At 64.0% G+C, this 21,991-nt stretch carries 26 protein-coding genes and 2 pseudogenes; 10 read left to right on the top strand and 18 right to left on the bottom strand.

Annotated elements, in window-relative coordinates:
• The first annotated feature begins 214 nt into the window (after positions 1 to 214).
• A complete protein-coding gene (locus IPM16_15315) occupies positions 215 to 394 on the top strand; it encodes a hypothetical protein (protein MBK9124469.1) in 180 nt (59 codons plus the stop codon).
• A 776-nt stretch (positions 395 to 1,170) separates the two neighbouring features.
• Positions 1,171 to 1,353, top strand: a complete 183-nt coding sequence (locus tag IPM16_15310) for a GNAT family N-acetyltransferase (GenBank protein MBK9124468.1) — start codon at positions 1,171 to 1,173, stop codon at positions 1,351 to 1,353.
• A gap of 515 nt (positions 1,354 to 1,868) precedes the next feature.
• Here the strand turns inward: IPM16_15310 and IPM16_15305 are convergent.
• The 3 genes from IPM16_15305 to IPM16_15295 form a co-directional block, all read right to left on the bottom strand.
• Positions 1,869 to 2,105 (bottom strand): hypothetical protein, encoded by a 237-nt coding sequence (locus IPM16_15305; protein MBK9124467.1) that lies wholly within the window; start codon positions 2,103 to 2,105, stop codon positions 1,869 to 1,871.
• A gap of 283 nt (positions 2,106 to 2,388) precedes the next feature.
• A complete protein-coding gene (locus IPM16_15300) occupies positions 2,389 to 2,547 on the bottom strand; it encodes a hypothetical protein (GenBank protein MBK9124466.1) in 159 nt (52 codons plus the stop codon).
• A 267-nt stretch (positions 2,548 to 2,814) separates the two neighbouring features.
• Positions 2,815 to 3,204 (bottom strand): hypothetical protein, encoded by a 390-nt coding sequence (locus tag IPM16_15295; protein MBK9124465.1) that lies wholly within the window; start codon positions 3,202 to 3,204, stop codon positions 2,815 to 2,817.
• 7 nt (positions 3,205 to 3,211) lie between these two features.
• Between IPM16_15295 and IPM16_15290 the strand changes: the two genes are divergently transcribed.
• A complete protein-coding gene (locus tag IPM16_15290) occupies positions 3,212 to 4,183 on the top strand; it encodes a DUF2236 domain-containing protein (protein ID MBK9124464.1) in 972 nt (323 codons plus the stop codon).
• Positions 4,184 to 4,263: 80 nt separating this feature from the next.
• Here the strand turns inward: IPM16_15290 and IPM16_15285 are convergent, their stop codons facing one another.
• Both IPM16_15285 and IPM16_15280 read right to left on the bottom strand, forming a co-directional pair.
• Positions 4,264 to 4,479 carry a dihydrofolate reductase family protein gene (locus IPM16_15285; GenBank protein ID MBK9124463.1) on the bottom strand — a complete coding sequence of 72 codons (216 nt, stop codon included), beginning with the start codon at positions 4,477 to 4,479 and terminating at the stop codon, positions 4,264 to 4,266.
• Positions 4,476 to 4,772 carry a hypothetical protein gene (locus IPM16_15280; protein ID MBK9124462.1) on the bottom strand — a complete coding sequence of 99 codons (297 nt, stop codon included), beginning with the start codon at positions 4,770 to 4,772 and terminating at the stop codon, positions 4,476 to 4,478. Before IPM16_15280 ends, IPM16_15285 begins: the two co-directional genes overlap by 4 nt.
• Positions 4,773 to 5,004: 232 nt before the next feature.
• Between IPM16_15280 and IPM16_15275 the strand changes: the two genes are divergently transcribed.
• Genes IPM16_15275 through IPM16_15265 form a run of 3 tightly spaced genes read left to right on the top strand, consistent with a single transcriptional unit; the run spans position 5,005 to position 6,203 of the window.
• Positions 5,005 to 5,367: a hypothetical protein gene (locus IPM16_15275; protein ID MBK9124461.1), complete on the top strand. Its 363-nt coding sequence runs from the start codon at positions 5,005 to 5,007 to the stop codon at positions 5,365 to 5,367.
• A 32-nt stretch (positions 5,368 to 5,399) separates the two neighbouring features.
• The gene (locus IPM16_15270; GenBank protein ID MBK9124460.1) at positions 5,400 to 5,837 is read left to right on the top strand and encodes a hypothetical protein; all 438 of its coding nucleotides are present in this window, start codon (positions 5,400 to 5,402) and stop codon (positions 5,835 to 5,837) included.
• 21 nt (positions 5,838 to 5,858) lie between these two features.
• Positions 5,859 to 6,203: a hypothetical protein gene (locus tag IPM16_15265; protein ID MBK9124459.1), complete on the top strand. Its 345-nt coding sequence runs from the start codon at positions 5,859 to 5,861 to the stop codon at positions 6,201 to 6,203.
• Positions 6,204 to 6,385: 182 nt separating this feature from the next.
• On the opposite strand, the pseudogene IPM16_15260 reads toward IPM16_15265, so the two are convergent.
• The 7 genes and pseudogenes from IPM16_15260 to IPM16_15230 form a co-directional block, all read right to left on the bottom strand.
• Positions 6,386 to 7,070: pseudogene (locus tag IPM16_15260) on the bottom strand (S-adenosylmethionine-binding protein).
• Positions 7,071 to 7,072: 2 nt separating this feature from the next.
• Positions 7,073 to 7,591 (bottom strand): annotated as a pseudogene (locus tag IPM16_15255) (restriction endonuclease).
• Positions 7,592 to 7,738: 147 nt separating this feature from the next.
• Entirely contained in the window at positions 7,739 to 7,960 is a 222-nt protein-coding gene (locus IPM16_15250; protein MBK9124458.1) for a DUF4926 domain-containing protein, read from the bottom strand.
• Between the two features lie 18 nt (positions 7,961 to 7,978).
• Positions 7,979 to 9,478: an LCP family protein gene (locus IPM16_15245; GenBank protein ID MBK9124457.1), complete on the bottom strand. Its 1,500-nt coding sequence runs from the start codon at positions 9,476 to 9,478 to the stop codon at positions 7,979 to 7,981.
• 135 nt (positions 9,479 to 9,613) lie between these two features.
• Positions 9,614 to 10,975, bottom strand: a complete 1,362-nt coding sequence (locus IPM16_15240) for a glycosyltransferase family 39 protein (protein ID MBK9124456.1) — start codon at positions 10,973 to 10,975, stop codon at positions 9,614 to 9,616.
• The gene (locus IPM16_15235; protein MBK9124455.1) at positions 10,972 to 11,952 is read right to left on the bottom strand and encodes a phosphotransferase; all 981 of its coding nucleotides are present in this window, start codon (positions 11,950 to 11,952) and stop codon (positions 10,972 to 10,974) included. Before IPM16_15235 ends, IPM16_15240 begins: the two co-directional genes overlap by 4 nt.
• A 135-nt stretch (positions 11,953 to 12,087) precedes the next feature.
• Complete coding sequence (locus IPM16_15230; protein MBK9124454.1) at positions 12,088 to 13,185, bottom strand: L,D-transpeptidase; 1,098 nt, start codon at positions 13,183 to 13,185, stop codon at positions 12,088 to 12,090.
• A gap of 117 nt (positions 13,186 to 13,302) precedes the next feature.
• On the opposite strand from IPM16_15230, the gene rsmI reads away from it, so the two are divergent.
• A complete protein-coding gene (gene rsmI, locus IPM16_15225) occupies positions 13,303 to 14,115 on the top strand; it encodes a 16S rRNA (cytidine(1402)-2'-O)-methyltransferase (GenBank protein MBK9124453.1) in 813 nt (270 codons plus the stop codon).
• Between the two features lie 147 nt (positions 14,116 to 14,262).
• Here rsmI and IPM16_15220 read toward each other — a convergent pair whose 3' ends face one another.
• Positions 14,263 to 15,093: an SDR family oxidoreductase gene (locus tag IPM16_15220; protein MBK9124452.1), complete on the bottom strand. Its 831-nt coding sequence runs from the start codon at positions 15,091 to 15,093 to the stop codon at positions 14,263 to 14,265.
• Between the two features lie 42 nt (positions 15,094 to 15,135).
• Positions 15,136 to 16,983, bottom strand: coding sequence for a hypothetical protein (locus IPM16_15215; protein ID MBK9124451.1), 1,848 nt, complete (start codon positions 16,981 to 16,983; stop codon positions 15,136 to 15,138).
• Between the two features lie 248 nt (positions 16,984 to 17,231).
• Between IPM16_15215 and IPM16_15210 the strand changes: the two genes are divergently transcribed.
• Positions 17,232 to 17,537, top strand: coding sequence for a DUF167 domain-containing protein (locus tag IPM16_15210; protein ID MBK9124450.1), 306 nt, complete (start codon positions 17,232 to 17,234; stop codon positions 17,535 to 17,537).
• A gap of 6 nt (positions 17,538 to 17,543) precedes the next feature.
• A complete protein-coding gene (locus IPM16_15205; protein MBK9124449.1) occupies positions 17,544 to 18,320 on the top strand; it encodes a hypothetical protein in 777 nt (258 codons plus the stop codon).
• Here IPM16_15205 and prmC read toward each other — a convergent pair.
• The 3 genes from prmC to IPM16_15190 are packed head-to-tail and all read right to left on the bottom strand — an operon-like array spanning position 18,298 to position 20,000.
• Positions 18,298 to 19,155 (bottom strand): peptide chain release factor N(5)-glutamine methyltransferase, encoded by an 858-nt coding sequence (gene prmC, locus IPM16_15200; GenBank protein MBK9124448.1) that lies wholly within the window; start codon positions 19,153 to 19,155, stop codon positions 18,298 to 18,300. The genes IPM16_15205 and prmC overlap by 23 nt on opposite strands.
• Entirely contained in the window at positions 19,152 to 19,655 is a 504-nt protein-coding gene (locus IPM16_15195; GenBank protein ID MBK9124447.1) for a hypothetical protein, read from the bottom strand. Before IPM16_15195 ends, prmC begins: the two co-directional genes overlap by 4 nt.
• 6 nt (positions 19,656 to 19,661) lie before the next feature.
• Positions 19,662 to 20,000 carry a hypothetical protein gene (locus IPM16_15190; protein ID MBK9124446.1) on the bottom strand — a complete coding sequence of 113 codons (339 nt, stop codon included), beginning with the start codon at positions 19,998 to 20,000 and terminating at the stop codon, positions 19,662 to 19,664.
• 335 nt (positions 20,001 to 20,335) lie between these two features.
• Between IPM16_15190 and IPM16_15185 the strand changes: the two genes are divergently transcribed.
• On the top strand, positions 20,336 to 20,959 hold the full coding sequence (locus IPM16_15185) for a PAS domain-containing protein (protein ID MBK9124445.1): 624 nt from the start codon (positions 20,336 to 20,338) through the stop codon (positions 20,957 to 20,959).
• 197 nt (positions 20,960 to 21,156) lie between these two features.
• On the opposite strand, the gene IPM16_15180 is transcribed toward IPM16_15185, so the two are convergent.
• The gene (locus IPM16_15180) at positions 21,157 to 21,930 is read right to left on the bottom strand and encodes a carbon-nitrogen hydrolase family protein (GenBank protein ID MBK9124444.1); all 774 of its coding nucleotides are present in this window, start codon (positions 21,928 to 21,930) and stop codon (positions 21,157 to 21,159) included.
• Between the last annotated feature and the right edge of the window lie 61 nt (positions 21,931 to 21,991).

The following is a 21,991-nucleotide window of genomic DNA, read 5'->3' as shown; positions in this document are numbered from 1 at the left end:
GCTTTGAGCGCCGAATGCCGGTACGCATAACCAAGATCGGCCAGCGTCCATTCACGCGCGCCCGTGGGCCTGACCAGCCACGGGCCGACACCACACAGTCAGCCATCGACGCGCCATGCGCTCCTGCATTGTTGACCACCGCGCCGTCGACCTGTGCCGGGGACGGTCACCGCCCACTGAACCCGGCGCAGGCGGTTGCGCACGTACGCGACAGATGAGCAGGGTCGTTCCCGCGCTTACGCGCAAGGTAAGCCTGCGTCCCGGCGGCACGATCTCGGCTGTGCGATTGCTGATGACGATCAATCCATCCACGCCGGTATCGCTGGATCAAGCACGTTGGCCCCGGGGCCGCCCAGCACGCGCACTGGCACGCCCGCCGCCCACGCCGCCGTAACGATCGTTTTGAGATCTTCGGTGTCGCGCAGCGGTGAGCGTCTCGGGCGGGCCCGCCGAGGCGCGCGGCAGTGTAGCGGGCGAGGCCGGATCGTCGGCGAACCGAGAGGTCAGCGCAGCGGCAGATCGTGGATGATCGCGGCGCAGAGTGTACGCCGGCACGCAGAATCCGGTAGGGAGACCCGACCGAGAAGAATTAAGGAACAACTGATTTATTGACGTCAATAGTTGTGATACATTGGGTGTGTCGCATCGGCCGTCCAGCCCGCGAGTAACACTAATCAAACTTTCCATCGCCCTTGAGGTTACGACCACTAACGCAAGTTAAGAACATAGCAGCCGAACACAAGTTGACGCAACGTCCGAGTTAGACCGGGTACGGCACAGTGAGCATCCGCTTTCGCCGTACAGAGCCGATATTTACCGCCCGCAGCCGCCATTGACGTTTACCTTATCCGCCACCAGCAGACAGCAGCAGCACAGCAATGAAAACGCCCAAGCCGCAGCCGCATTACGAAAGTACCGTCGTGTTACAGCCCAACAATCTGCCCCGACTTGTCCCGCACGCACCCGATCTCCGGGAGAGCGAATCTGGCTGGGACGAACTGGCCTGCCCGTACAACGTCACGCGCGCTGACCATCGTGCCGATGATGGACGGGCCGCGCTTGCAGGAGCATGCTCACGTCTAAGACATTGCCTCGACAAATCGGTCGTGGCGATTGATGGCTGGGGCGAACTGATCGGGTTGGGTATGCTGGGCGCGCGGAATGGCAGGCGTGGATGACACGGTTGGGTATCGTCCCGGGTCACCGCGGTCAGGCATCGGTACGTCGATCGTCAACGCCCTGCTCGACGCCGCATGGACGACGTCCGCCCGCAGTGTGTCGCTCGAGATCATCTGCGGCAACGATGCCGCGCGAGCGCTGTACGACCGCGCGGGCTTTGTGAAGCAGGCGTGAGCTGCCCGTCCTGCGCCGTCCTTTCGCTGGCGCCGAAATGACTCCGCCACGATGCGATGCACGTGACGACACTGCTCCCGCATGAAACCGAGTGGTTGCTGCAGCGTCGCACCGATCAGCCGACGTGGGTCACCGACGACGGCCCCGAGTGCAACGTCGGCAAAAGCTGACCGGCTTGCGCGCCCGCACACCGGACGGCGAAGAGAGCTGGATCATCTTCCACCGCGACCCGTGTATATGCTGTCGCACTTCGGGTATTCGGCCCATGGGGCCAACGCTGACGTCGCCATGGCGCTGCTGGCATCCATGCATCAGGGTCTATGTCAAGTTCGACACCAAGATCGAGAACCTCCCCGACGGCAGTCCGTACTGGCCCATCCTCAAACAGTGGGCTACGTGCTGGCGTTCCGCCGCTGCGAACTGGCGGCTGACCGGCCCGCCCCCGTGGCCTGATCGATCCACTCCTCCACGAACTCGATACTCCGTAGGCGAAGCGTGAGCCGCCAGCCGTTTGATCACATGCGCGACAGGTCTCCGGGAATCTCATGACGCGCCAACGGGTTGGGCCACACCGCCAACGCACCGCCTTGCTGCACCACGACGGCGCTGACGTGCCGGTAATGCTGGTGAACTCCGCGCGGCTCTTGAACCTGCGCCTCGCGAAGAACGCCTCTCCTTGCCTTCGGCGCGCCCGCGCAGCGAAGCCGCTGCACCGGCCACGTCGTCAACCGTGACCCCTGCATCGCCGGCAAGCCACAACACGTTGACGACCCCGCCGGCATCTGGCCGGCCTTGTCGCACAGGATGCCGGTCAGCTTGGCTTGTCGCGCTTGAGGGTCGAGGTTCTGCTATTCCACTGCTGCGCACGCGCACCTCCACATTGAAGCGCGTGTGTGCCTTCCACGTCGCCGAGAAATCCGGCCCGCGGTTTGCCGGTCGCCGCATACGTCTCGTACCGAGCCCGATCTTCGGCTCGTGGGAGCAATAGCGCGGCGGCCTGCAATTCGGGCGTAAAGATCGCTCACCGCATCGGCGTCACGCGCGGCCCGCAGCTTCGAACGAACCTTTGTCTGGTACGTTTCGGGAAACGCACGGTACCAGGCGCGACCCGCGCACCCATGCCTCGAACTCGGTGTAGAAGCCCGGCCGGCGATCCTCGAAGATGGCGCCAAGCAGTGTGTCGATCGGGGACACGGTCTCCAGCTCCCTCAACAGTCAGGCACAGCGCGGAGGTTTCGCCCCCACACTCGACCAAAGGGCTTACGCCCTCTGACCCTTCATTCGCGGAATTGAGCCGCAGTCGGCTCAATTCCGCAAGTAAGGAGGTGCAGGAGTGCAAGTTTCCTTGGGGCTTCGGGGCAGCGCCCAAATCCCATAGGAATTCTCAGATCACAACACCGAAAAACCGAAAAAACGTCACAAATCTACAAAACATGATACACTGCGGGGCGTGTCCAGCCACTAAACCGAACCATCCGACATGCAGATCACGAGCACCCCTCCCGACAGCGCCGTTGAGCCTATTGTTGCGGCGACCACGTTACCGCAGCAGCGCGCCGCCGAGAACACGTTCATGGCATCGATGTTGTTCGCCGGGTGCGCTGCATTCTCGAATATGTCGTTCTGCCCTTGTGCTTCCGGCTGCTCAACCTCAGCAACTCGATCGCCGTGCCGCTCGTGATGGGCGCCAACATCGTGGCGTTCGTCGCGCTGGTGGCCAGCGTGCGCAAGTTCTACGCCATCAATTATAGGCACAAGCACGTGTACTTGGCAATCGCGATCGTCGGCGGCGTACTGCTGACGGTGTTCCTGATCGGCAACGTGCAGCCTGATCGGGCTAGCCAGCGCCACGTCTCCAGTGAGCCGCTATGCCCGCCGCGACGAAATCGCTGCGCTCGATCCGTCGACGGATTACGAGCGGATCGTCTATCTCGTCGGCGCGTATGAATCCATTTGCAACCCAGCGGTCGCTCGAGTTCGCGCTGTTCAAGACCTTCGCCGCCGAGCATGTTTCAAGCTGCTCGCGCAGACCGGCGAATTCACGACGCGCGGGCAGAAGCGCTACGACGACACCGCGCTGATCGTCTCCGAGATTGCCGAGCACGGCATCGACAGCGAACGCGGGCACGCGGCCATCCGTCAGATGAACCGCATGCACCGCCGGTTCGACATCGCCAACGACGACTATCTCTACGTGCTCGGCTCGTTCATCTACGAACCGATTCGCTGGAACCCGGTATTGGCATGGCGGCCTTCGACCGAGGCCGAACGCCTCGCCAACTTCTACTTCTGGCGCGAGGTCGGCAAGCGCATGGGCATCAAGGACATCCCCGCCACCTACGCCGAGATGGAATCCTTCTACGACGCCTACGAGGCCGCGCACTTCCGTTATTCGCCGGAGAACGCGCAGATCGCCGAAGCGGCCATCCACGTATTCATGAACTGGTTTCCGCGCCCGCTGCACCCGTTGATCCGGTCGGGTATCGTCGCCTTGCTCGACGACCGGATGCGGGCGGCGTTCGGGTTTCGCACGCCGCCGGCATGGTGGCGATGGACGGTGCGGCGCGGGCTGCGCCTAAACGCGGCGATCACCCGCCTGCTGCCGGTGCGCAAGCGACCGTACCACTTCACCGGGCAGCGCAGCCGCACCTACCCGAACGGTTATCAAATCGATCAGCCTCGGCAGCGCGCCTTAGAGGTCGCTGAAAAGGAGATTCTAGGTTGGGACGCTGTCCCAAACCCTGCCGGAAGGCTGTCGCCCTCCGGCCTTTTTCTCGCGGATTGTCCTCGCGTGCGAGGACAATCCGGAGATGGGGGTCAAGGGGTGTAAACCCCTTGTGGAGGTGTGGAGGCAATGCCTCCACATTGCTTCTCAAACGGCGCCTTAGCGCCTGACCGCATACGTCAGCATCAGCACGCCGTCGGGAAACACGGTGTGTGACGCGAGAGTCGATGCAACTGACCGTCAAACGCGGCAAACAGCGGCGTTCCACGCCCGAGTAGAATCGGCATAATCGCAAGCTGAATCTCGTCCAGCGCGCCGGCCTGTACCGCCTGCGCGGCGAGATCGCCGCCGCCGACGATCCAGATATCCTTGTCGGTGCGCGCTTTGAGATCGGCGATCACTGCGCCGATATCCCCTGCGCGAAGCTCCAGCCGGTCGGCCTCGGGGAAAACGCGGCAGCTCCACGCCGGGTCATCACGACCGCGTCGACGCCGGGATACACCCACCCGACCCTGAACCCGAAGATGTCCATGTACGTCTTGCTGCCCATCACGACTGCGCCGAGCGAGGCATAGAACGCCTCATAACCATAGTCGACGTTGCTGCCGAAATTCTCCAGCCACTCGACCTTGCCGTCACCGTCGGCGATGAAATTGTCCACGCTCGCGGCGACGTAATACACGACCTTCGACATGCGGCGCTCCTATCGCGTTGTGTCATTGCGGAATGATCACGATACACCAAACTCGCGACCCGTGACTGTACCAGAAATTGAGGAAAGCGCGCCCGCGGCCCGTCACCCGATCTGCAATGATGCGAAACAAAACGCCATACTCTGCGCGCAACCCGGGCTGTCCAATCCCCTCGATCACACCCCAAGTCCGACGTGCTTACTCAATCGGGAGTTTCCGGGGGAGGGTCGACTCATGTCCGACAGCGCGGAAGTCCGCACCCACGCCAATGGAAGTCCAGTCCGGCAATGGCTTGCATGGTCCATGGTGATCCTCGCCGTGGGTTTGATGCTGCGGCTCGCGCCAATCCTGCTCAACCCCGAGCCTGTCCTTGTGGCCGACATGATCCGCTACGATCGTGAAGCGCGTGTGCTTCTTGAGACGGGACAGTTCTCCAGCGGGCATTGGCCGGCGTACCCGGTCACGCTGGCGGCGGGTTACGGATTGTGGCCAGATGGACTGCTCGGGGGCCGACTGCTGCAAGCCGTGTACGGACTCACGCCAGTGGCAGTCGCGCTGTTCGTCGGGCGCGCGGCGTTCGGCCCGCGCGCGGCCTGATCGCCGGCGGGTTGTGCTCTGGCCTGCCACTCGTGTTGAACTACAACGACTATCTGCTGACCGAAACGCTTTACGCTGCTGTCTTGTCTGCTGCGTTTGCGGCTGCACAGGTCGGTATGCGCCGGTTGAACGCCTCTCGCGGCATCGGATGGGGCGTGCTGCTCGGCGTCCTGTTCGGCGCAGCGGCGCTTACGCGCGGGACGCTCGGAGCGGTCCTGCTGCCCGTGATGCTCGTCTACATCGTATGGCGATATAAGGCGCGCGCCGTCGTGTATGCAGGCCGCGCTGGTCGCGTTGGTCGTCACGATCAGTCCGTGGCTGATCTACAACGCGCAGACGTACGGCTGGGCGACACTGTCAACCCGAACCGGCCGCGACCTGTACGCAGGCAACAATCCATGGGCGGACGGCTCGTGGGGCAGCGGAGTCGCATATCCTCGACGACCCTGCAAGTCCGCTCTACGGCCTGACGCCGATCGAGCAGGCACAGCGTGGGACGCAAGAGGCGGTCGCGTGGATCGTGCGCAATCCGGTTCCGTTTGCCGGAAAAAGGCGTACAGGCCGTGCGCTACTTGTACGAACTACCGCGCCAGTACGCCTACAGCTATCGTGAAGGGTATTACGGCCAATCGCCGATTGCGCGTTTGGGCTGGCTCGTGCCGACGGCCGTTATCGGCGTCAGTTTCGCCGCGGTGATGGTTCTGTTCGTGATCGGCAGCGTGGCGCATCGGGCCAAACCCGCAGTCCAGCTATGCGCGGTGCTGCTGCTTGCGATAACCGGCAGCGCGTTCCTGACCTACGGCGACAATCGATTCTGGTGCCGTTCGTGCCGCTGATATGCGTTCCCGCGGCCGCAGTGATTGCTCACCCTCGAAAAACGTTCGCGCTGATCGGGCCGCGGGCACGCGCGGTCACGGCACTGCTTATAGTTCTGCTGTGCGTCAATTGGGCGGTGCTGGCGATCGCGGAACTCTCGGCCACGTAGCGCTTGCCCCGCGCCTATGGTGCGGGGGTCGGATCAGTCGCCATCGTCGGAGTCCCACAGTTTCAATTGAGAATTGACCTTCCCGTTTCGCGGCATAGAGAGTGTCTGACTGTTGTTCTTGTATGTGTCCCACGAAATGAGGTAGTCGTCGGCCTGATTTCCCCAAACGAGCCACCCCGGACGTGAACCACGGGCAAACATCTCGAGATACGGACCGGGACTGCACGCTTCGACAATGTCGTACAGCTCATCCGGTTTACGAGAATGCTCACGCTTCTGCGTCTTGATGATGTTGACCTGCGTTCTTCCCTGCTGGAGCGTGCGCAGTTTTCCCGGACGCCGAATAGTACGAGTTCGGTCGTATTGCGGAAGTAGAACCCGACACCCCGCCCGTCCGGCTCGCCATCCTTGCGGACCTTATGCCACACGAGATCTGTCTTGTATTCAAACCCCCATGCAGCAAGTACATCCAGACCTCGCGCAGCAAAGCGTTCGGAACCCAGAGGTACAAGTGGCTTTGATCGGCAGCGGCGTCACACACGGGAAGCGTCATGATGTCGTCGAGCGATAGGGTCGGATAGCGCGACAAGCGTTGGTGTTCAGGTGCAACCTTGCCTGTGCGGTTCTGGAAACTGCCATGGGGATCAGCCAAAATCGTACCGAATTTCTGCCCATTCACGAATGCGGCGAAGTCGTATGCGGCTTGAGAATCGGTCATCCCTAACAATCCTCCGCATACAACGCCGCCTTGATCCCAAACACTAACAAAGGACAGCCGGCTGCACCACCGCCGGAAACCTTTGGAAGCAGCTTACTCATGTGGGTCGTAGAGGCTCCGTACGATGAACCCCGGCCGAGTTTGGTTGAATATCGCTTGCAGTTCATCCGAGCGCGTGAGAATGATTCCTACACTAATGACTCGGAGGTCAAAGAGTAGGCGAAAGTTGTTCAAGTCTCGATCGAAGAAAGGATCCTTGTTGTTCCACTCGACCTCAAGCGCAATTCGATTCTTGAAACAATCGACGCTGTGTGTGGGTGAGTCGGTCGTCTGATCGTTGACACGAATGGCCGTGTCGAAACTGCGCTCGATCCAGCCCCGCGCGCCCAGCGTCCGGTCGACATGCCGTGCAACCTCACTCTTGTTGCCACCACCGCGTTCGATCCAGCTTCGACACAACCGAACTCAGTAAGAAGCGCGATGATGTCCTTCCATTCTTCCGGAAAGTCTGCGTGAAGTATGCTAGAAGCGTGACGCCACTCATGATCTCGAAATGTTCACGAATTGATGCGGGAAAGAGGGAGACAGGCACGCGGTTCACTCGTTTAGGCATCTAGATCTTAGCTAATTGTACCATGTGCCTGCGGCTAGACATCCGCCGAGACAAACTACATCGCCCGCGCGTGAAGAATTTCGTGTTCGCTGACCGGGCGTACCTGTTCTACATCCACTGTGACAACATCCAGCGTGTCGCCGGTGAGGGTAAAGAACTCGACCTCATAACCCGCGTGGTCGCCGTGAATCATGACGACAACGCCGATGTCTCCGGCGCGGAACCGGCCATCAGGCAAGTCCGTGGTCAGCACAATACGGTCATGTTCGCGAATCATATCTCTCACCAAGAGCGCCTATGGTGCGGGGGTAGCCGGTTCGCCGGCCAACAGCGGCTGAATGTCCCCGCCTGCCACGACAAGGACGTCGGCTGACACCAGCCCGTCCACGCCGGCCCCGATGCGATCCTCGGGGATGCCCATCAGCGCCGCCAGATAGCGTGCCGTCCAGCGCTTGCCGGTGTAATCGCGGATGCGGGTCGGGCCGTTGTCGGGTGTCGGCAGGTTGCCCACCGACGGCTCGACACGCACCTGCCGGCTAATCAGCCAGTCGCGCGTTTGGCCGGCCAGCCCGGCGATATCGGTACCGTTGTAGACGCTGATTGTCGCGCCTTCATTCTCGGCCAGCGTGCGCAGCTCGGCCAGCGTGCGGGAGGGCTGCGGGTTGAACACGTCTTGGATCAGGCCGCGCACCGCGCCGATGTTCGGCACCAGCACGTCCGCGCCGGTCGGATCTTTGGCGAAGCTGACGTAGCGATTGTCGATCACGCCGGTCGTGATGTTCTCGCGCGGGATCTCACCGGCGAGGCGGGCGAGCGCCAGCAGTTCGTCCAGCGACAGGTCGGTCTTGATGCTGTCGATCAACGCGTGGTACAGCGGCACGGCCTGCGTGACAAAGTTGGCGATTCCGCCGAGGCTCAGGAACTCGGCCTGCGCCGCCTTCAGCACTTCCTGCTGGCGGCGTGCGCGGTCGAAGTCGCCGCCTTGGGTGGCGCGCGTGCGGGCGTACTGCAGCAGGCGCTCGGCGTTCAGGCGCTGGCAGCCGGGGTCGAAATGGATCGAGATCGTGCCATAACCGGCGTCCGGATACTTGGGATCGTCGATCGCTTCGGTCGGGCACACTTCGATGCCCTGCGGTGCGAGCGAATCCACGACGGTCTCGAACACGTCGAAGTTGATGCGGATGTAGTTGTCGACACGGATGCCGAACGTCTGGCGGATCGTCTCTGCGGCCAGCGCGGGACCGCCACCGCCCGGATAATTGCTCAGGTCGCCGACATAGTTGGCGGTGTTGATGCGCTGATTCTGCGCCTGCCCGGGGATGCTGACGTACATGTCGCGCGGGATGCTCAGCACGCCCACCCGTTTGCGCGCGGGATCGACGTTGATCAGGATGATCGTATCGCTGCGATAGGCGCGGTCGGTATCGAACCCGGAACGCTCGTCAATGCCGAGCAGCAGGATCGTCTTGCGGGTCGGGTCGTTCAGTTCGGGGATGCCAGCCAGCGGATCGGGTGTCGGTTCCTCGGTCGGCGGCGCCGGCGTGAACGTCACGCCCGGTTCCGGCGTGCTCGTCGGCTCCGGTGTCGGCGTGTCGGTCGGGGTCAGCGTCGGCGTGTGCGTCGGGAGCTGCTCGCGAAACACGTCGAACGAGATCGCCGCGGTGTCGATGCCGCGATCACCCGCATCGACGGCGAATTGCTGCGCGACGCCGTAGGCAACGATCGAGCACAATACCGTCGCGCCGACCAGCGCCAATACGCTCAAGATGAACATCCAACCGGGGATACCGCGCATTCAACCGACCTGCATCGCTACGTCAAACGGCGGCATTGTATCACAGGGCGCCACGCTCGATATACCGGCGCAATTCCGACGCTCTCCCCGCGAGGATGCCCGGCACCTTGCCCTGATACGATGGAATAAGGAGCCTCAGCCGTCAGCCGAATCGGCCACCAGCGCGCATATTTCTACCCGTGTTTCGCCCCAGTCTTCCGGATGACACGATGCCAGGTCTAGTGGCAGCATATCTTTGAATAGTTCCGGCAATGCTTCCGCAGACTCTTGTTTTGGCTCCACGAAGATGGCCCGCTGCTTGTCCGGAGAATACGCGAACAATTCGGGAGTGGCCCGGTAAGCGTACTCGAGTGGCGCATCATAGCAACAATCAACGAGCAGCAAATCTCCCGGCTCGATGTGCTTGCCGACCTCTATCGTAAATCGTTCGGATGCTGTCGGCTCGTTGAGACTGATAAACAACGCTGCACTCGCGATGAGCAGGAACGTCGTCAGGACAGCAGATGCAATCGGCACGGCACGTATTGCCCGTGCCAGACCAACTCCTCCCACGAGTGTCACGAGCGGAATGAGGTAGAAAAAGTTGCGCGCAAAAAATGTCCGCCCGGTCACGATATCTTGCAGGATTGAGAAAGCCAGCACGACGCCGACAATGATGCCGCACAGGGCCAGGAAATCCCGGTTTCTCTGCCACAGCACAGCAATACCGATGACAATGCCGATCAACAGCACCAGCGAAAGCGGCATCGCAAAGACTTGCGTGGTCCATACGGTTATGAGTTCGACAATACCCGGCTCGCCAAAACCACCGAATACGCTGGTGCGTCCATACACGAACACCGATACGTAAAAGGCCCCACCGGTGACAGCACCGGCAATAATGGGCAGGAGGGTTGTCTCAACCAATCGCTTTCTCGGATCACCGCGCCACATTCGCAGCAGAACCCATATCAGCGCCGCTCCATACAACAGTGCCATTGTCGGCAGAGTTATCGTCAATAACAGCGTCAGTACAAAGAGTACACGCCGGTTGGGGAACGAATATCGCCTGCCAGTGCCTATGATTTCACCTATGAATAAGAGGGTTAAAAGAGCCGACAGGGTATATCCGCGGGCATTGGCGATCATCTCCGCCCACATCGGCGTGATCATGAGCAGCGCGACGGCAAGAGCCCCGGCCCCGGTCCCTGCAATTCGTCGCGTCATCCGGAACAGCACGGCCGTGCACAAAAGCCCTGCCGCCATGGAGACGAACCGGATGACTATGGTCGAATCGCCCATCAAGGACGTCATCAACCAGACGCCAAAAGAGTGCAGGAGATGGTTGTTGGGAAGTTCGTAAGCAAACAGTGCAACGAAGGGAGACTGTGCATAGCGGAGAAACGTGAACGACTCGTCATACTGCATTGATCGATGAACCGACAGCAGAAAAATCAGCCAGACGGCCATCAGCAATATCACGGGTATCGCTATTCGCTGCAACGTTGTTCTATTCATAGCATTCCCTTGTCCAAATATCCCACCAATTCCGACGCTCTCCCCGCGAGGATGCCCGGCACCTTGCCCCGATACGACGGGTGATCGTGATGCACCGCCACCCACCGGCAGGAGGTCGCGTAGCGCGCCGCGGCCAGTGTTTCGAGGTCGGCGCCGGTCGTGTTGTCCAGCGCGCTGCCGGCGAACCCCTCCCACAGCGCTGCCTTGATCGCGGCATACGCCGGATTGGCGCGCAGGAACAACAGCATCGGCGCGAGATCGTACAGCGGCCAACCCCACGCGCAGTCGTCAAAATCGAGGAAGCCGACCCGGCCGGCATCGAACAGCAGGTTGTCGGGCTTGAGGTCGGCGTGGATGAGCTGCTTCGCCGCGCCCGCTGCGCGTTGCCGGTCGAACACCGCTTGTGTGCGTTCGATCACGGCGTCGAGCACGTCTTGGATCGGCTCGAGCAGCGCCTGTCCGGCCGCGTCCGGCTGATACGGCGAGTTCGCGCCGAACAGCCCGGTGATGTCGAGCGTGGGACGGTCGAAGCCGGCGGGTGGATCGAACGAGCGCGCCGCGGCGTGCAGCGCGGCGATGGCCGATCCCGCCGCCGCAGCGTGTTCGGGCATGAACTGATCGACCGGCACCGACTCGCCATCCAGCCACGCGACCAGCGTACAGATCGCCGGCGTGTGCTCAGTAAGTGAAACGCGCACGGACGCTGCCAGCGGTCGAGGCGCGTTGATTCCCAACCCACCGAGATGCGCCAATAGCGCCAGTTCGGAGTCGATTCGCGCCTGCGACTTGCGCCCCGGCCAATGCACGCGCACGACCGCCTGCTGCCCGCTGTACTCGGCGCGATACACTGCGTTGCTGCGCAGGCTGAGCAGGCTTGGATTCGCGTCTCGCCAGCCCCACGCCGCCAGCGCGGATCGTGCGGCGTTGAGCATGGCGTCCGCCCGCTGCGCGTCGTCCAGATGTTCGAAGTCGGACATTGTTCTCCCAAAGGGTGGATTCCCTCTGGACTCCCTTCTATGCGAAATCATGCCGCATGCGGCATGATTTCGCGAGCAAGGAGGTGCAGGAGGGAAACTCCTGCCGGGGCTTGGGGCAGCGCCCCGGCGTGCGGTCTACTTCGTGGCGGCGCCGGTGGCGCGATACTCTCCGCTGCTCCACACCAGAACGTAGATGCCGGGCGTCTCGCGGCTCGTGCGGTCGATACCCTGCTGGCGGTAACCTTCCTGCGACCACTCGAACACCCAGCGTGCATCGCTGATGCTCAGGTTGACGCACCCGCGGCTGCGGCGGTAGCCGAAGTTGTCGTGCCAGTACGTGCCGTGCAGGCTGATCGAGTCGTCGAAGTACATCACCCACGGCACGCCGCTGAGGTCGTAAGCGTTGGGCGCGCCGGCGAACCCGCTCATGCGGTCCTGCGGCAGATCGGCCCACACGCGGAACAGACCCTCGTTGGTGTCGGTGCCGGGCAGGCCGGACGCGATCAACGTGGCGAACACGGGCGTATCGCCGTCATAGGCGACCATCGCCTGCTCGTAGAGGTCGACGGAGACCCACCGGCCTTCGACGCCTTCCGGGCGCTCGGTCTTCAGCGGCTTGCTGATGACGCGCTGCTCGACCCACTGATCGGGGCCGACCATGTACCAGCGCCACCCTTCTTCGTCGTAGGCTTCGGCGAAAAGCGTGATCGTGTCGTAGCGATACAGCAAGCGTCCGCTGTCGGCGTTCTGCGGGCCGCCGGGATAGTCCGACGTGTACATCGTGTCGAGCGCCCACGCGAACTGGTTCTGCAAGCCGTCCAGCACCTGCACGCCCCGGAACTCCGACGCCGGCGTGTACTTGAGCGACGCCGCCGTCATCCAACCGCCGCCTTCGATTTGCACCCAGCCTTCGACGCTGGTCCAGTCGAGCGACTGCACCGCGTGGAAGCCGGATGGGATCTCGCGGATAACGCTGCCGCCGGGCGCGTCGAACACCGGCGCGCCGGCCGAGTCGACCTTCCAGAAGCTGTAGTTGTTGATGGTGTAGCCGTCGCGCCGCACTTGCGCCAGCGTCGGGCTTGGGAACGCCCGCATGTAGTCGAGGCAAGCGCTCGGCACGCCGACGGACAGGTCGATGCCGGCACAGGCGGCAGAGTCGAGGTTGGCGGACGCCGGGGCGGCGGTCAGCACGACCGCGAACACAACGCCAAGGAGGATCAGCACTCGGGACATAGGGTATGGTTCAGCCTGCTCTCAATGATTGCCCGTATAATAGCACAGCGGCCGGCGGGCGTTTAGATGCATGCACGCCGCCTGACCCACTGTTAACATGCGACTGATGGACGCACCATGACCGGCACCCTTTATCTTGTCCCTACGCCCATCGGCAATCTCGAGGACATCACCCTGCGCGCGCTGCGAATTCTGAAGTCCGCCGCGCTGATTGCCTGTGAGGATACGCGCACGAGCCGCGTTCTACTGAATCACTTCGAAATCGACACGCCGCTGACCAGTTATCACGAGCACAACAAGCTGGTCAAACTCGACGCCATTCTTGACGTCCTCGATACCGGCGATGTCGCGCTGATCAGCGACGCCGGCACGCCCGGCCTCAGCGATCCGGGCTTCGAACTCGTACGCGCCGCCATCGAGCGCGGCTATCCGGTCGTGCCGCTGCCCGGAGCCAGCGCGGTCATTACGGCGCTGGTCGGCTCGGGCCTGCCGACCGACTCGTTCGTGTACCTCGGATTCCTCCCGCGCAAGCACCTGAGCGACTACTTCGCTGGCCTCAGAGACGAGCGCCGCACGATGATCTGCTACGAAAGCCCGCACCGCCTGACCGACGCGCTCGACGCGATTGTTGCCGGGATCGGACCGGATCGGCCGGTGGTGGTGGCGCGCGAGCTGTCGAAAAAGTTCGAAGAATTCGTGCGTGGCACCGCGGCCGAGGTGCGCGAACACATGCGTCAGCAGCCCCCACGCGGGGAGATCACGCTCCTGATCGGCGGCGCGCCGGCCGAGGCGCTGCATTGGGACGCCGATCAGGTGCGCGCTGCGTTCAAGGAACGCCTCGACAAGGGCGACAGCCGGTCGGCCGCAGCCAAGCAGGTCGCCGCCGAAAGCGGATGGAAGAAGAACGACGTCTACGCCCTTGACGTTTAAGGGAGGGACAAGGGGCAAGGCGACCCGTCGGGTCGCCCCTACAAACCGTCTCTGTGTGCTCCCTTTTCTCTGTGTCCTCTGTGTCCTTTGTGGTTAGTTTTCCTTCGCCGCAGCCTCCGCCAGCCGTCGCCTAAGCGAACCTCGCCCCTAGATCCCGCTGAAGGCGTCGACGCCGCCGTCTATGATCATCACCGTGCCGGTCACGAATCGGCTGGCCGGCCCCGCCAGATACAGCAGCGCGCCGAGCAGGTCTTCGGGTTCGCCAAAACGGCCCGCCGGTGTATGTGCGATGATCGTCCCGCCGCGTGCCGTGAGCGTGCCGTCCTCATTGAGCAGCAGGCGCCGGTTCTGTTCGCCGACGAAGAAGCCGGGCGCGATGGCGTTCACGCGCAGTCCTGCGCCGACCTTCTGCGCCAGCTCGACCGCCAGCCAACGGGTGAAATTCTCGACAGCGGCTTTGGCCGCGCCATACGCGACTACGCGCGTCAGCGCGCGATGCGCCGCCATCGACGAGATGTTGACGATGGTGCCGCTGCCGCGTGCGGCCATCACCGCGCCGAACACCTGCGAGGGCAGCAGCGTGCCGGTCAGGTTGAGGTCAAGCGCGCTGCGAAAGGCGTCCGCCGGAACGTCGAAGAACGAGCCGTCCGGCCCAACCGTTGCCGCGGGGACGTTGCCGCCAGCCGCATTGACGAGGATGTCGAGGCCGCCCCATGCTTGAACAATGGCGTCGCGGGCCAATTCCAGCGAGGCGCGGTCGAGCACGTCGGCCGGCGTGGCGAGGGCCGTGCCGCCCGCAGCTTCGATCTGCGCGACGACAGTGTCGGCGGCCTCGCGGCGGCGGCCCAAAACGGCGACCTTCGCCCCAGCCTGCGCCAATCCGCGCGCCATCGCCCCGCCCAACACGCCGGTCCCGCCGGTGACGACCGCCACCTGCCCGTTCAGGTCGAACAGCGATTTGAGGAACGAATCGGTCATGGTCGGAACGGCCTTCCGTGTGAAGTGCGTGGAGTCACGACACTAGCCTAACGTCTCCGGCGCGGCCTCGCTACCCGATTCGGGCGCGTCCACCGGCAGCCCTTCGAGGCGCATGATGGTGAGCGCGTTGGTCGTCGGGCTGGGGCCGGTGCGCAGCACGTAGTCGAACGCCATGCGTCCGTCGGTGATCGTCTCGCGGAAGTGCAGGTTGCGCACGTGCGGTACGGCGTCCGATAGCGCGGTCAGCTCGAGGTCGTGCGTGGCGACGATCCCGAGCGCCTGCTGTTCGGCCAGTGCGCGGATATACGACCGCCCGCCAATCAGCCGTTCGCGGTTGTTGGTGCCGCGGAAGATCTCATCGATCAGGTAGAACAGCGTCAAGCCGTCGGGCGTGTCCAGCGCGTCGAGCAAGGCGCGCAGGCGGCGCACTTCGGCGTAGAAGTAGCTCAAGCCCTCGACCACCGAGTCGCTCACGCGGATGCAGGTGAACAGGCGGAAATGACCGAGGCGCATCGCGTCGGCATCGACCACACTGCCCGCATACGCCAGCGCGATGTTGAGGCCGACCGCGCGCAGTAGGGAGCTTTTGCCGGACATATTCGAGCCGGTCAGCAGTGTGACGGCCGAGTCGGCGTCGGCGTGGAACGGATTGCGCACCTTGCGCTCGGCGGGGATCAGCGGGTGGCCGATCGACTCGGCGTGCAGCTCGGGCGCGTCGATCAGCGCGGGAAACGCGTACTCGGGGTGCAGGTCGGCGAACGTCGCCAGCGCCGACAGCGCCTCGACCTCGTGCCACGCATCGAGCCAGCGCGGCAGCGCCGCGGCCAGCGCATGTTTGCTGCGCGCCAGCAGCGATGCGGTGATGAGATCCCACGGTGTGAGCAGGTTGAGCACCAGCCATGCAATGAAATTGGCGCGCACGCTGGCCGCTCCGGCGATCAGGCTGATCCGGCGAAGCAGCGACGATGGACGCGCGGCAGGGTCGCGGAACGGGGCCAGCAGCAGGTCGAGCTGTGGACGACCCGGCGTGCGTCGACGCTCCAATACCCGGAACGCCGCGGCCAACCGGCCGACTTCGTACGAGACCGTGAGCGCGTCTTCGCTGACTTTCGCCACGGCGCGGATGAACACGGCGCTCAGGCCGACGTACAGCACCAGCGTAAGCGGCAGCAGGCCTGCCTCCGCGCCGGACAGATAGGCGACTACCTGCACGACGTTGATGACCGCCAGCATGGCAAGGCCGACGAGCGCGGCCAGCGGCACGGGCGGCGCGCTGTGCGGATCGTCGAGCCACGCTTGCAGCGCGCCTTCGTCGCTGGCCGGGTGACGCGCGCTCATCGAAAGCCGGTCGCGGAAGGCGCCTAGCGGGCGCAGTTCAGCCAACAATGTCTGCCGGCGGGCGATGGCTTCGGCGTCTGGCGTGCCGGCCAACAGCCAATCGCGCAGGCGGCCGCTCCCCGCCGTCGAGGTCGTCGTGTCGATCAGGCGCAGCAGGCCGCGCGGCCCGGTGATGTCGAGGTCGCTGGCATACGGGTGATGGGGGTCGGCGCTCGTATGGCGCGCAGGCGGAAGACCGTCCCACGCCAACAGCATCCGCGCCAAGTGTGCCTGCTTGATCGCGTCCAACTGGCGTGTCGTCTGCGCGGCCTCGCGCACCCGTCGATGCACCACGACCGCCGCCGCGAACGCGCCGATCCACAGCACCGCCGCCGGCAGCGCCAGCCCGCCCGGCGCGCCGAGGAACGTCAGCGCGCCGCCGGCCAGGAACGCGCCAAGCCGCACGAGGCTGAGCTGGTCTTCGCGCTGCGCCAGCGCATCGCTGCGCCGGTCAAGCCGTTCAAGGTGGCGCTGCAGGGCGGTCATCAGCCGCAGGCGCGGGATATCGGTCATTGGGTGCCTTTCCTTACCGGCTCTCTGAGAACTGCTTTTCCGACGGACGTTCGCCTTCTGGTCGCCCGTTTCTAATACTCGGGAGGTGCACGCGTGCCGACTCCTGCCGGGGCGTGGGGCCGCGGCCCACCTCGAATTCTCGGTCATGCGGTGGGAACCGTCCAGTGTGGCGCTGACCGCGAGTCAAGGCGTAGTCGTTTGACACACTTTCGCGGTATAGTGTATGTGCGATGGAAAGGACGGCCGCTATGGAGCGCAAATTCGAGATTACGTCCGCGACACGCGGCGCAGCCTTTACGGTTCGGGTCATGACGCGTTCCGATTACACGGGCATGGCCGGCCTGATGGAAGACGACAGCACGCTTCGCGTCAAGCTCGTCGCCGAAGAGGCGGGCAGTGCCGCCGCCAACGAAGAGCTGATCCAGTTCTTTGCCGAACTGCTCGAGGTCGACCCGAAGCGAATCGAAATCGTGGTCGGGCACAACGGCCGCGACAAGCTGCTGTCAGTCATGGACCTCAACAAGACCGACCTCCTCGCCAAGCTGGGGCTGTAGCGACTCATGCGCCGTTTCGCCCGCACGGCGGGACTGATCGGCGCGGCGCTCGCCGGGCTGGCGGCCTGCACCGGCGGGCCTGCCGAACCGTCTGCCACACCCCCTCCGACCCAAGCCCTTAACCCCGCACCGCCGACGGCTACCCCGGCGATTGTCGAGCCGACGCCGACCGTCACGCTGCCGCCGTCTGCGTTCGACATCGCCCTCACACTGACTGCCGAGGCCCCGACACCCGATCCGACCGAAATCGCGCGGGAGGCGCGCGCAGCGCAGGCGCTCGACGCCGCTGCGGCCGAAAGCGGCCGGCCCGCCGCCCAGTTGGACGTCATCGCCGCGACTGGCGTGCGCGCGGGGCGCATGATCGACGGATGCGGGCGCGCCGTCTCGGGCCAGACGCTGGTCAGCATTCTCGACGGCGAGTCGGTCATCGAGGTGCTGGTCGGGCCGGAGGACGCGCAGGTGTGCGGCACGGTCAACCTGTATGACGACCGCCCCGACCTGTTCATCCAGCGCGATCCGATTGCCGAGGGGTTGGTGTTGATCGCCCGCACGCGTGCGGCTCGCACGGCCGAGGTCGAAGAAGCGGATGTCGTGCTGGTCAGCGCGCGGCCCTTCAACTGGCCCGACGCCACGCTGGGATGCACGGCCGAAGGCGCGCTCGCGCCCACGCCGGAATCTGCATCCGCGGGCGTCGCCGGCTACCGCATCGTGGTCGAGGCCGGCGGCGACGCGTACATCTATCACACCGACTTCGACCGCATCATCCCGTGCGTGGAACCCTAACCGCGCGGACGATCCGATCCAAGCCCGCCAAATCTTTCACGACATCGACCTGCGCGTCAGGCAGGGCGGCACGCGCCAGATCACTCGCCCGCTCCCCCTGATCTGCGCCGATCTCCAGCAGCACGAGCGCGTCCGGCGCCAGCACGTGTGGCGCTTGTGCCAGTAACCGGCGCACCACGTCCAACCCGTCCGGACCGCCATCGAGCGCCAGCGCCGGTTCATGGCGGCTGACGTCCAACCCCGGCAGCACGCCGCTGTCGATGTACGGCAGGTTCGCCAGCAGCACGTCGACCTGCAGCCCGGCGTCGTGGATCGGCGCGAGCAAATCGCCGTGGTGAAACGTGAGCGTAACCCCGTTGAGGGTCGCGTTGCCGCGCGCCACGTCGAGCGCGGCGGCGCTGATGTCGACGGCGTGCACGTCGGCCTGCGGGCAGTGAGCGGCGACTGTAATCGCAATCGCGCCGCTGCCTGTGCCGATGTCGACGATCACCGCGCCGGCGCGCTGTGCCTGCGGCGCAGTGATCGCCAGCTCGACCAGCGTTTCGGTCTCGGGACGTGGGATAAGGACGGCCGGCGTCACGTTGAAGGCCCGGTCGAAGAACGCCCGTTGGCCGAGGATGTAGGCCATCGGTTCGCCCGCAGCACGGCGCTCGACCAACGCGGCGAACCGCGCTTCTTGTGCAGAAGTCAGCTCGCGCTCCGGATGCGCGATGACATGCGCGCGGCTCTCATTGAGCATATGCGCCATTAACAGCTGCGCGTCCAGCCCGGGCGAGGTGCTGTGGTCGGTGAAGCGTGTACGGGCGGCGGCCAGCAGCGGGCCGAGCGCGGTCATTCCGCCTCGGCGGGCGGCACGGCGTCAAGCGAATCGTAGCGCGGGAGTGCCGCCAACATGCGCGCCGAGAACGCGCCTTCCGGGCCAACCAGCCCGTCGATCACCGCGACCGGCGACGCATCAGTGGCGCTCGCGTAGGCCAGCACCATCAACGGCTCGGCCACGTCCAGCCACTTGACCGTCTTCATTTCGTCGGCGCCGTCGCTGCTGTAGCCGTAGACCTCGGTGCGGGGATACAAGTTGCTGCGTTTGACGACGAAATCGAGCGCGTCTTCCCCGGTGAACATCTCGCCGCGTTCCAGCGCAATCAGTCCGGGGACGAGCGAGAGAAAGTGCTTTTCGAGATAGCGCACGCCGTAACGAATCACGACGCTGCGCGCAAGAGCCTCGCCGTCGGGCGCAGCGTCGGCACTCAAGAGGATACGACCGCCGTGACGTATGACAGCGCCGGGGAAGTCTTCCCCGTACGGGTCGCGCGCGGGGATGGTCGAGCGTGACACGGGGGTCTAGTGATGGGCGGGCGCGGCGGTTTGGCCGTGCTCGTCGTGCGACTCGTCGGCGTGGTCGTCATGCGCGCCGTGGTCGCCGTCGACCGGGACGTCGATGTTGTCGAAGTTCTCGAACGGGCGCGTCGCGGCGATCCACGCGCCAATGCCGCCCGCCATCATCAGCAGGCCGAGCACAAACCAGATTCCGACGTCTCCGCCGGTAATCACGCCCACGCCGGCGGCCACCAGCATCAGGGTCAGTCCCGTCCCCGCCAAGCCGGCCAGCCACCACGTCAGCGGCGTCATGCCGAACTCGTGGACCATGCCGGACACTTGTTCTTCTTCGTGGTGAGCCATGCCGACTCCCTTTGTATCGGTTAAACACGCCTAATCGAATGATTCTGCCGTCTCGCGGCGGCGGAGTCAAGGCGATATGACCGCGCGCCGGCAATCGCCTCCCGGACTGCGATGCGTTGAGGTTTCGGCCGAGCATTGAGGCGCATACGCGGCCGATTTTTCCCTCGCTGCGCCTCACAACCGCACGCCGAATCGCGTGTCAAGTGACCGTCACCTGTCAAGAATTGACACACAATTGTCGGGGTTGTGTAAAACCATTGTCGCAGCCCGTTGACAGGATTCTAACTTTCGCATACATAATGGACATAGTCGCTCATTCCTCAACGGATGGGTCTGTGAAGGCTGTAACCACGACCACCACCCACTACGACGACCCCATGATGCGCGTGCTCTTGGATAATCTGCCGAGCTGTGCGGTCGCGTTGTTCGACTCCAACCTGCGGATTGTGCGGGCGGGCGGCGAGCTGCTCGAGCGGTGGGGCTTCCACCACGACGAAGTGGAAGGGCGCCTGCTGCGCGACGTTTTTCCGCCGTCGAAGGCGGCGTGGCTTTCCGAGCTGGTGTCCAAGGTCATGACCGGAGAAACGGTCCGGATCGAATACCCGCACGAGCAGATGCACCTCCACGTCGTCGCCAAGCCGACCAACGACGGCGGCGTCATGTTGGTGCGCGATATTCGCGACGTCGCCGACGCCCACGCGCAGCGCTTTACCCAAGAACTGCGCAGTACCGAGGCGCGCAAAGACGGCGAAATCTCCCAGCTCAAGAACCAGATGGTCGAGCGTATCCTGCACGAGTTCCGCAATCCGCTCGCGAGCGTGGCGTCGTCTGCCGAGCTGCTCCATCTGTACTTCGAAACGATGTCGGAAGAGCGGCGGCGCGAGCACATCGACCGCATCGCACACGAGGCGCACCGCCTGTCCAGCGTGCTGGACGACATCCTCGCAATCATCAAGTAGACCGGCACTCGCCGGTCTTTTATTTCTTCGCGGGGGCTTCGCCTCCACACCTCTACCAAGGGGCTTACGACCTCTGGGCTCCCGTTTCTGCGGTTTGATGCCGCGTGCGGCATCAAACCGCGAGTAACGAGGTGCAGGAGTGGGAACTCCTGCCAGGGTTCGGGGCAGCGCCCCGGAACAAGTGTGAGACTCTGAGGCTATTCGTCGTCGACGTAGCGCGGATAGGTTCGCTTGGCCGCGTCGGCGACAGCCAGATCGATCGCCACGGTGCGGAACCGCTGCTCCTCGCTGGTCAGCGCCATTACGTCGCCGTCCGGCGCAATCACCCACCCGACTCCGCCGGCCAAACTGATGCCGTAGCGCGCCGACGACGCGACGTATGCCCCGCTCACCATTGAGAGGGCTTGCGCGCCGGTGGTCCAACGGTTGACGGTGGCCGGCTCGTTCATGCGCGGCGTGAAGATCAGATGCGCGCCCTGCCGTCCGTAGGCGCGGGCGTGTTCGGTGAACCACATCTCGGTGCAGATCAAGAAGCCGACCTTGAGCGGGCCGATCTCGACCGGGTTGAACTCGCGCGGGGCGCGATGATACCACGACGCTTCCCAGAATCCTTCTTCGTCGGGCAGGTAGCACTTGCGATGCACGGCCTGATAGCCACGCGTCGCATCCCATACGAAACCCTCGTTGTAGCGAGAGGCGCCGTCGTTGACCGGGCGCGACCCCAACACCGCCACCCGTCCCAACTCGGGCAGACGGCCGAGCCAGCGTTCGTGTTCGTCAACCGAGGCATTCCACAGTGCCGGTTGGAAGCGGCGCGATTGAAAGAACCAGCGGGAAAACGGGATCTCCGGCAGCAGCACGAGATCGGGCTGATTCTCCCGCACATGCTGCACCAACGCCGTCCAGTCGGTTGCGAGCTGGTGAGGGCTGTCATGAAGTTGTGTGACCGTAACGCGGATCAGGGAGGACATAAAAGGTATCGAAATTAAGGTATAAGCAACTCTACCCGATGTGTGCGCAGCGCGCCATAAC

The sequence above is a fragment of the Candidatus Flexicrinis affinis genome (assembly GCA_016716525.1).
GTDB classification, from domain to species: Bacteria; Chloroflexota; Anaerolineae; order Aggregatilineales; family Phototrophicaceae; genus Flexicrinis; species Flexicrinis affinis.
The sequence above is the reverse complement of the archived record's forward strand: the minus strand, read 5'-3'. Positions and strand labels throughout refer to the sequence as shown.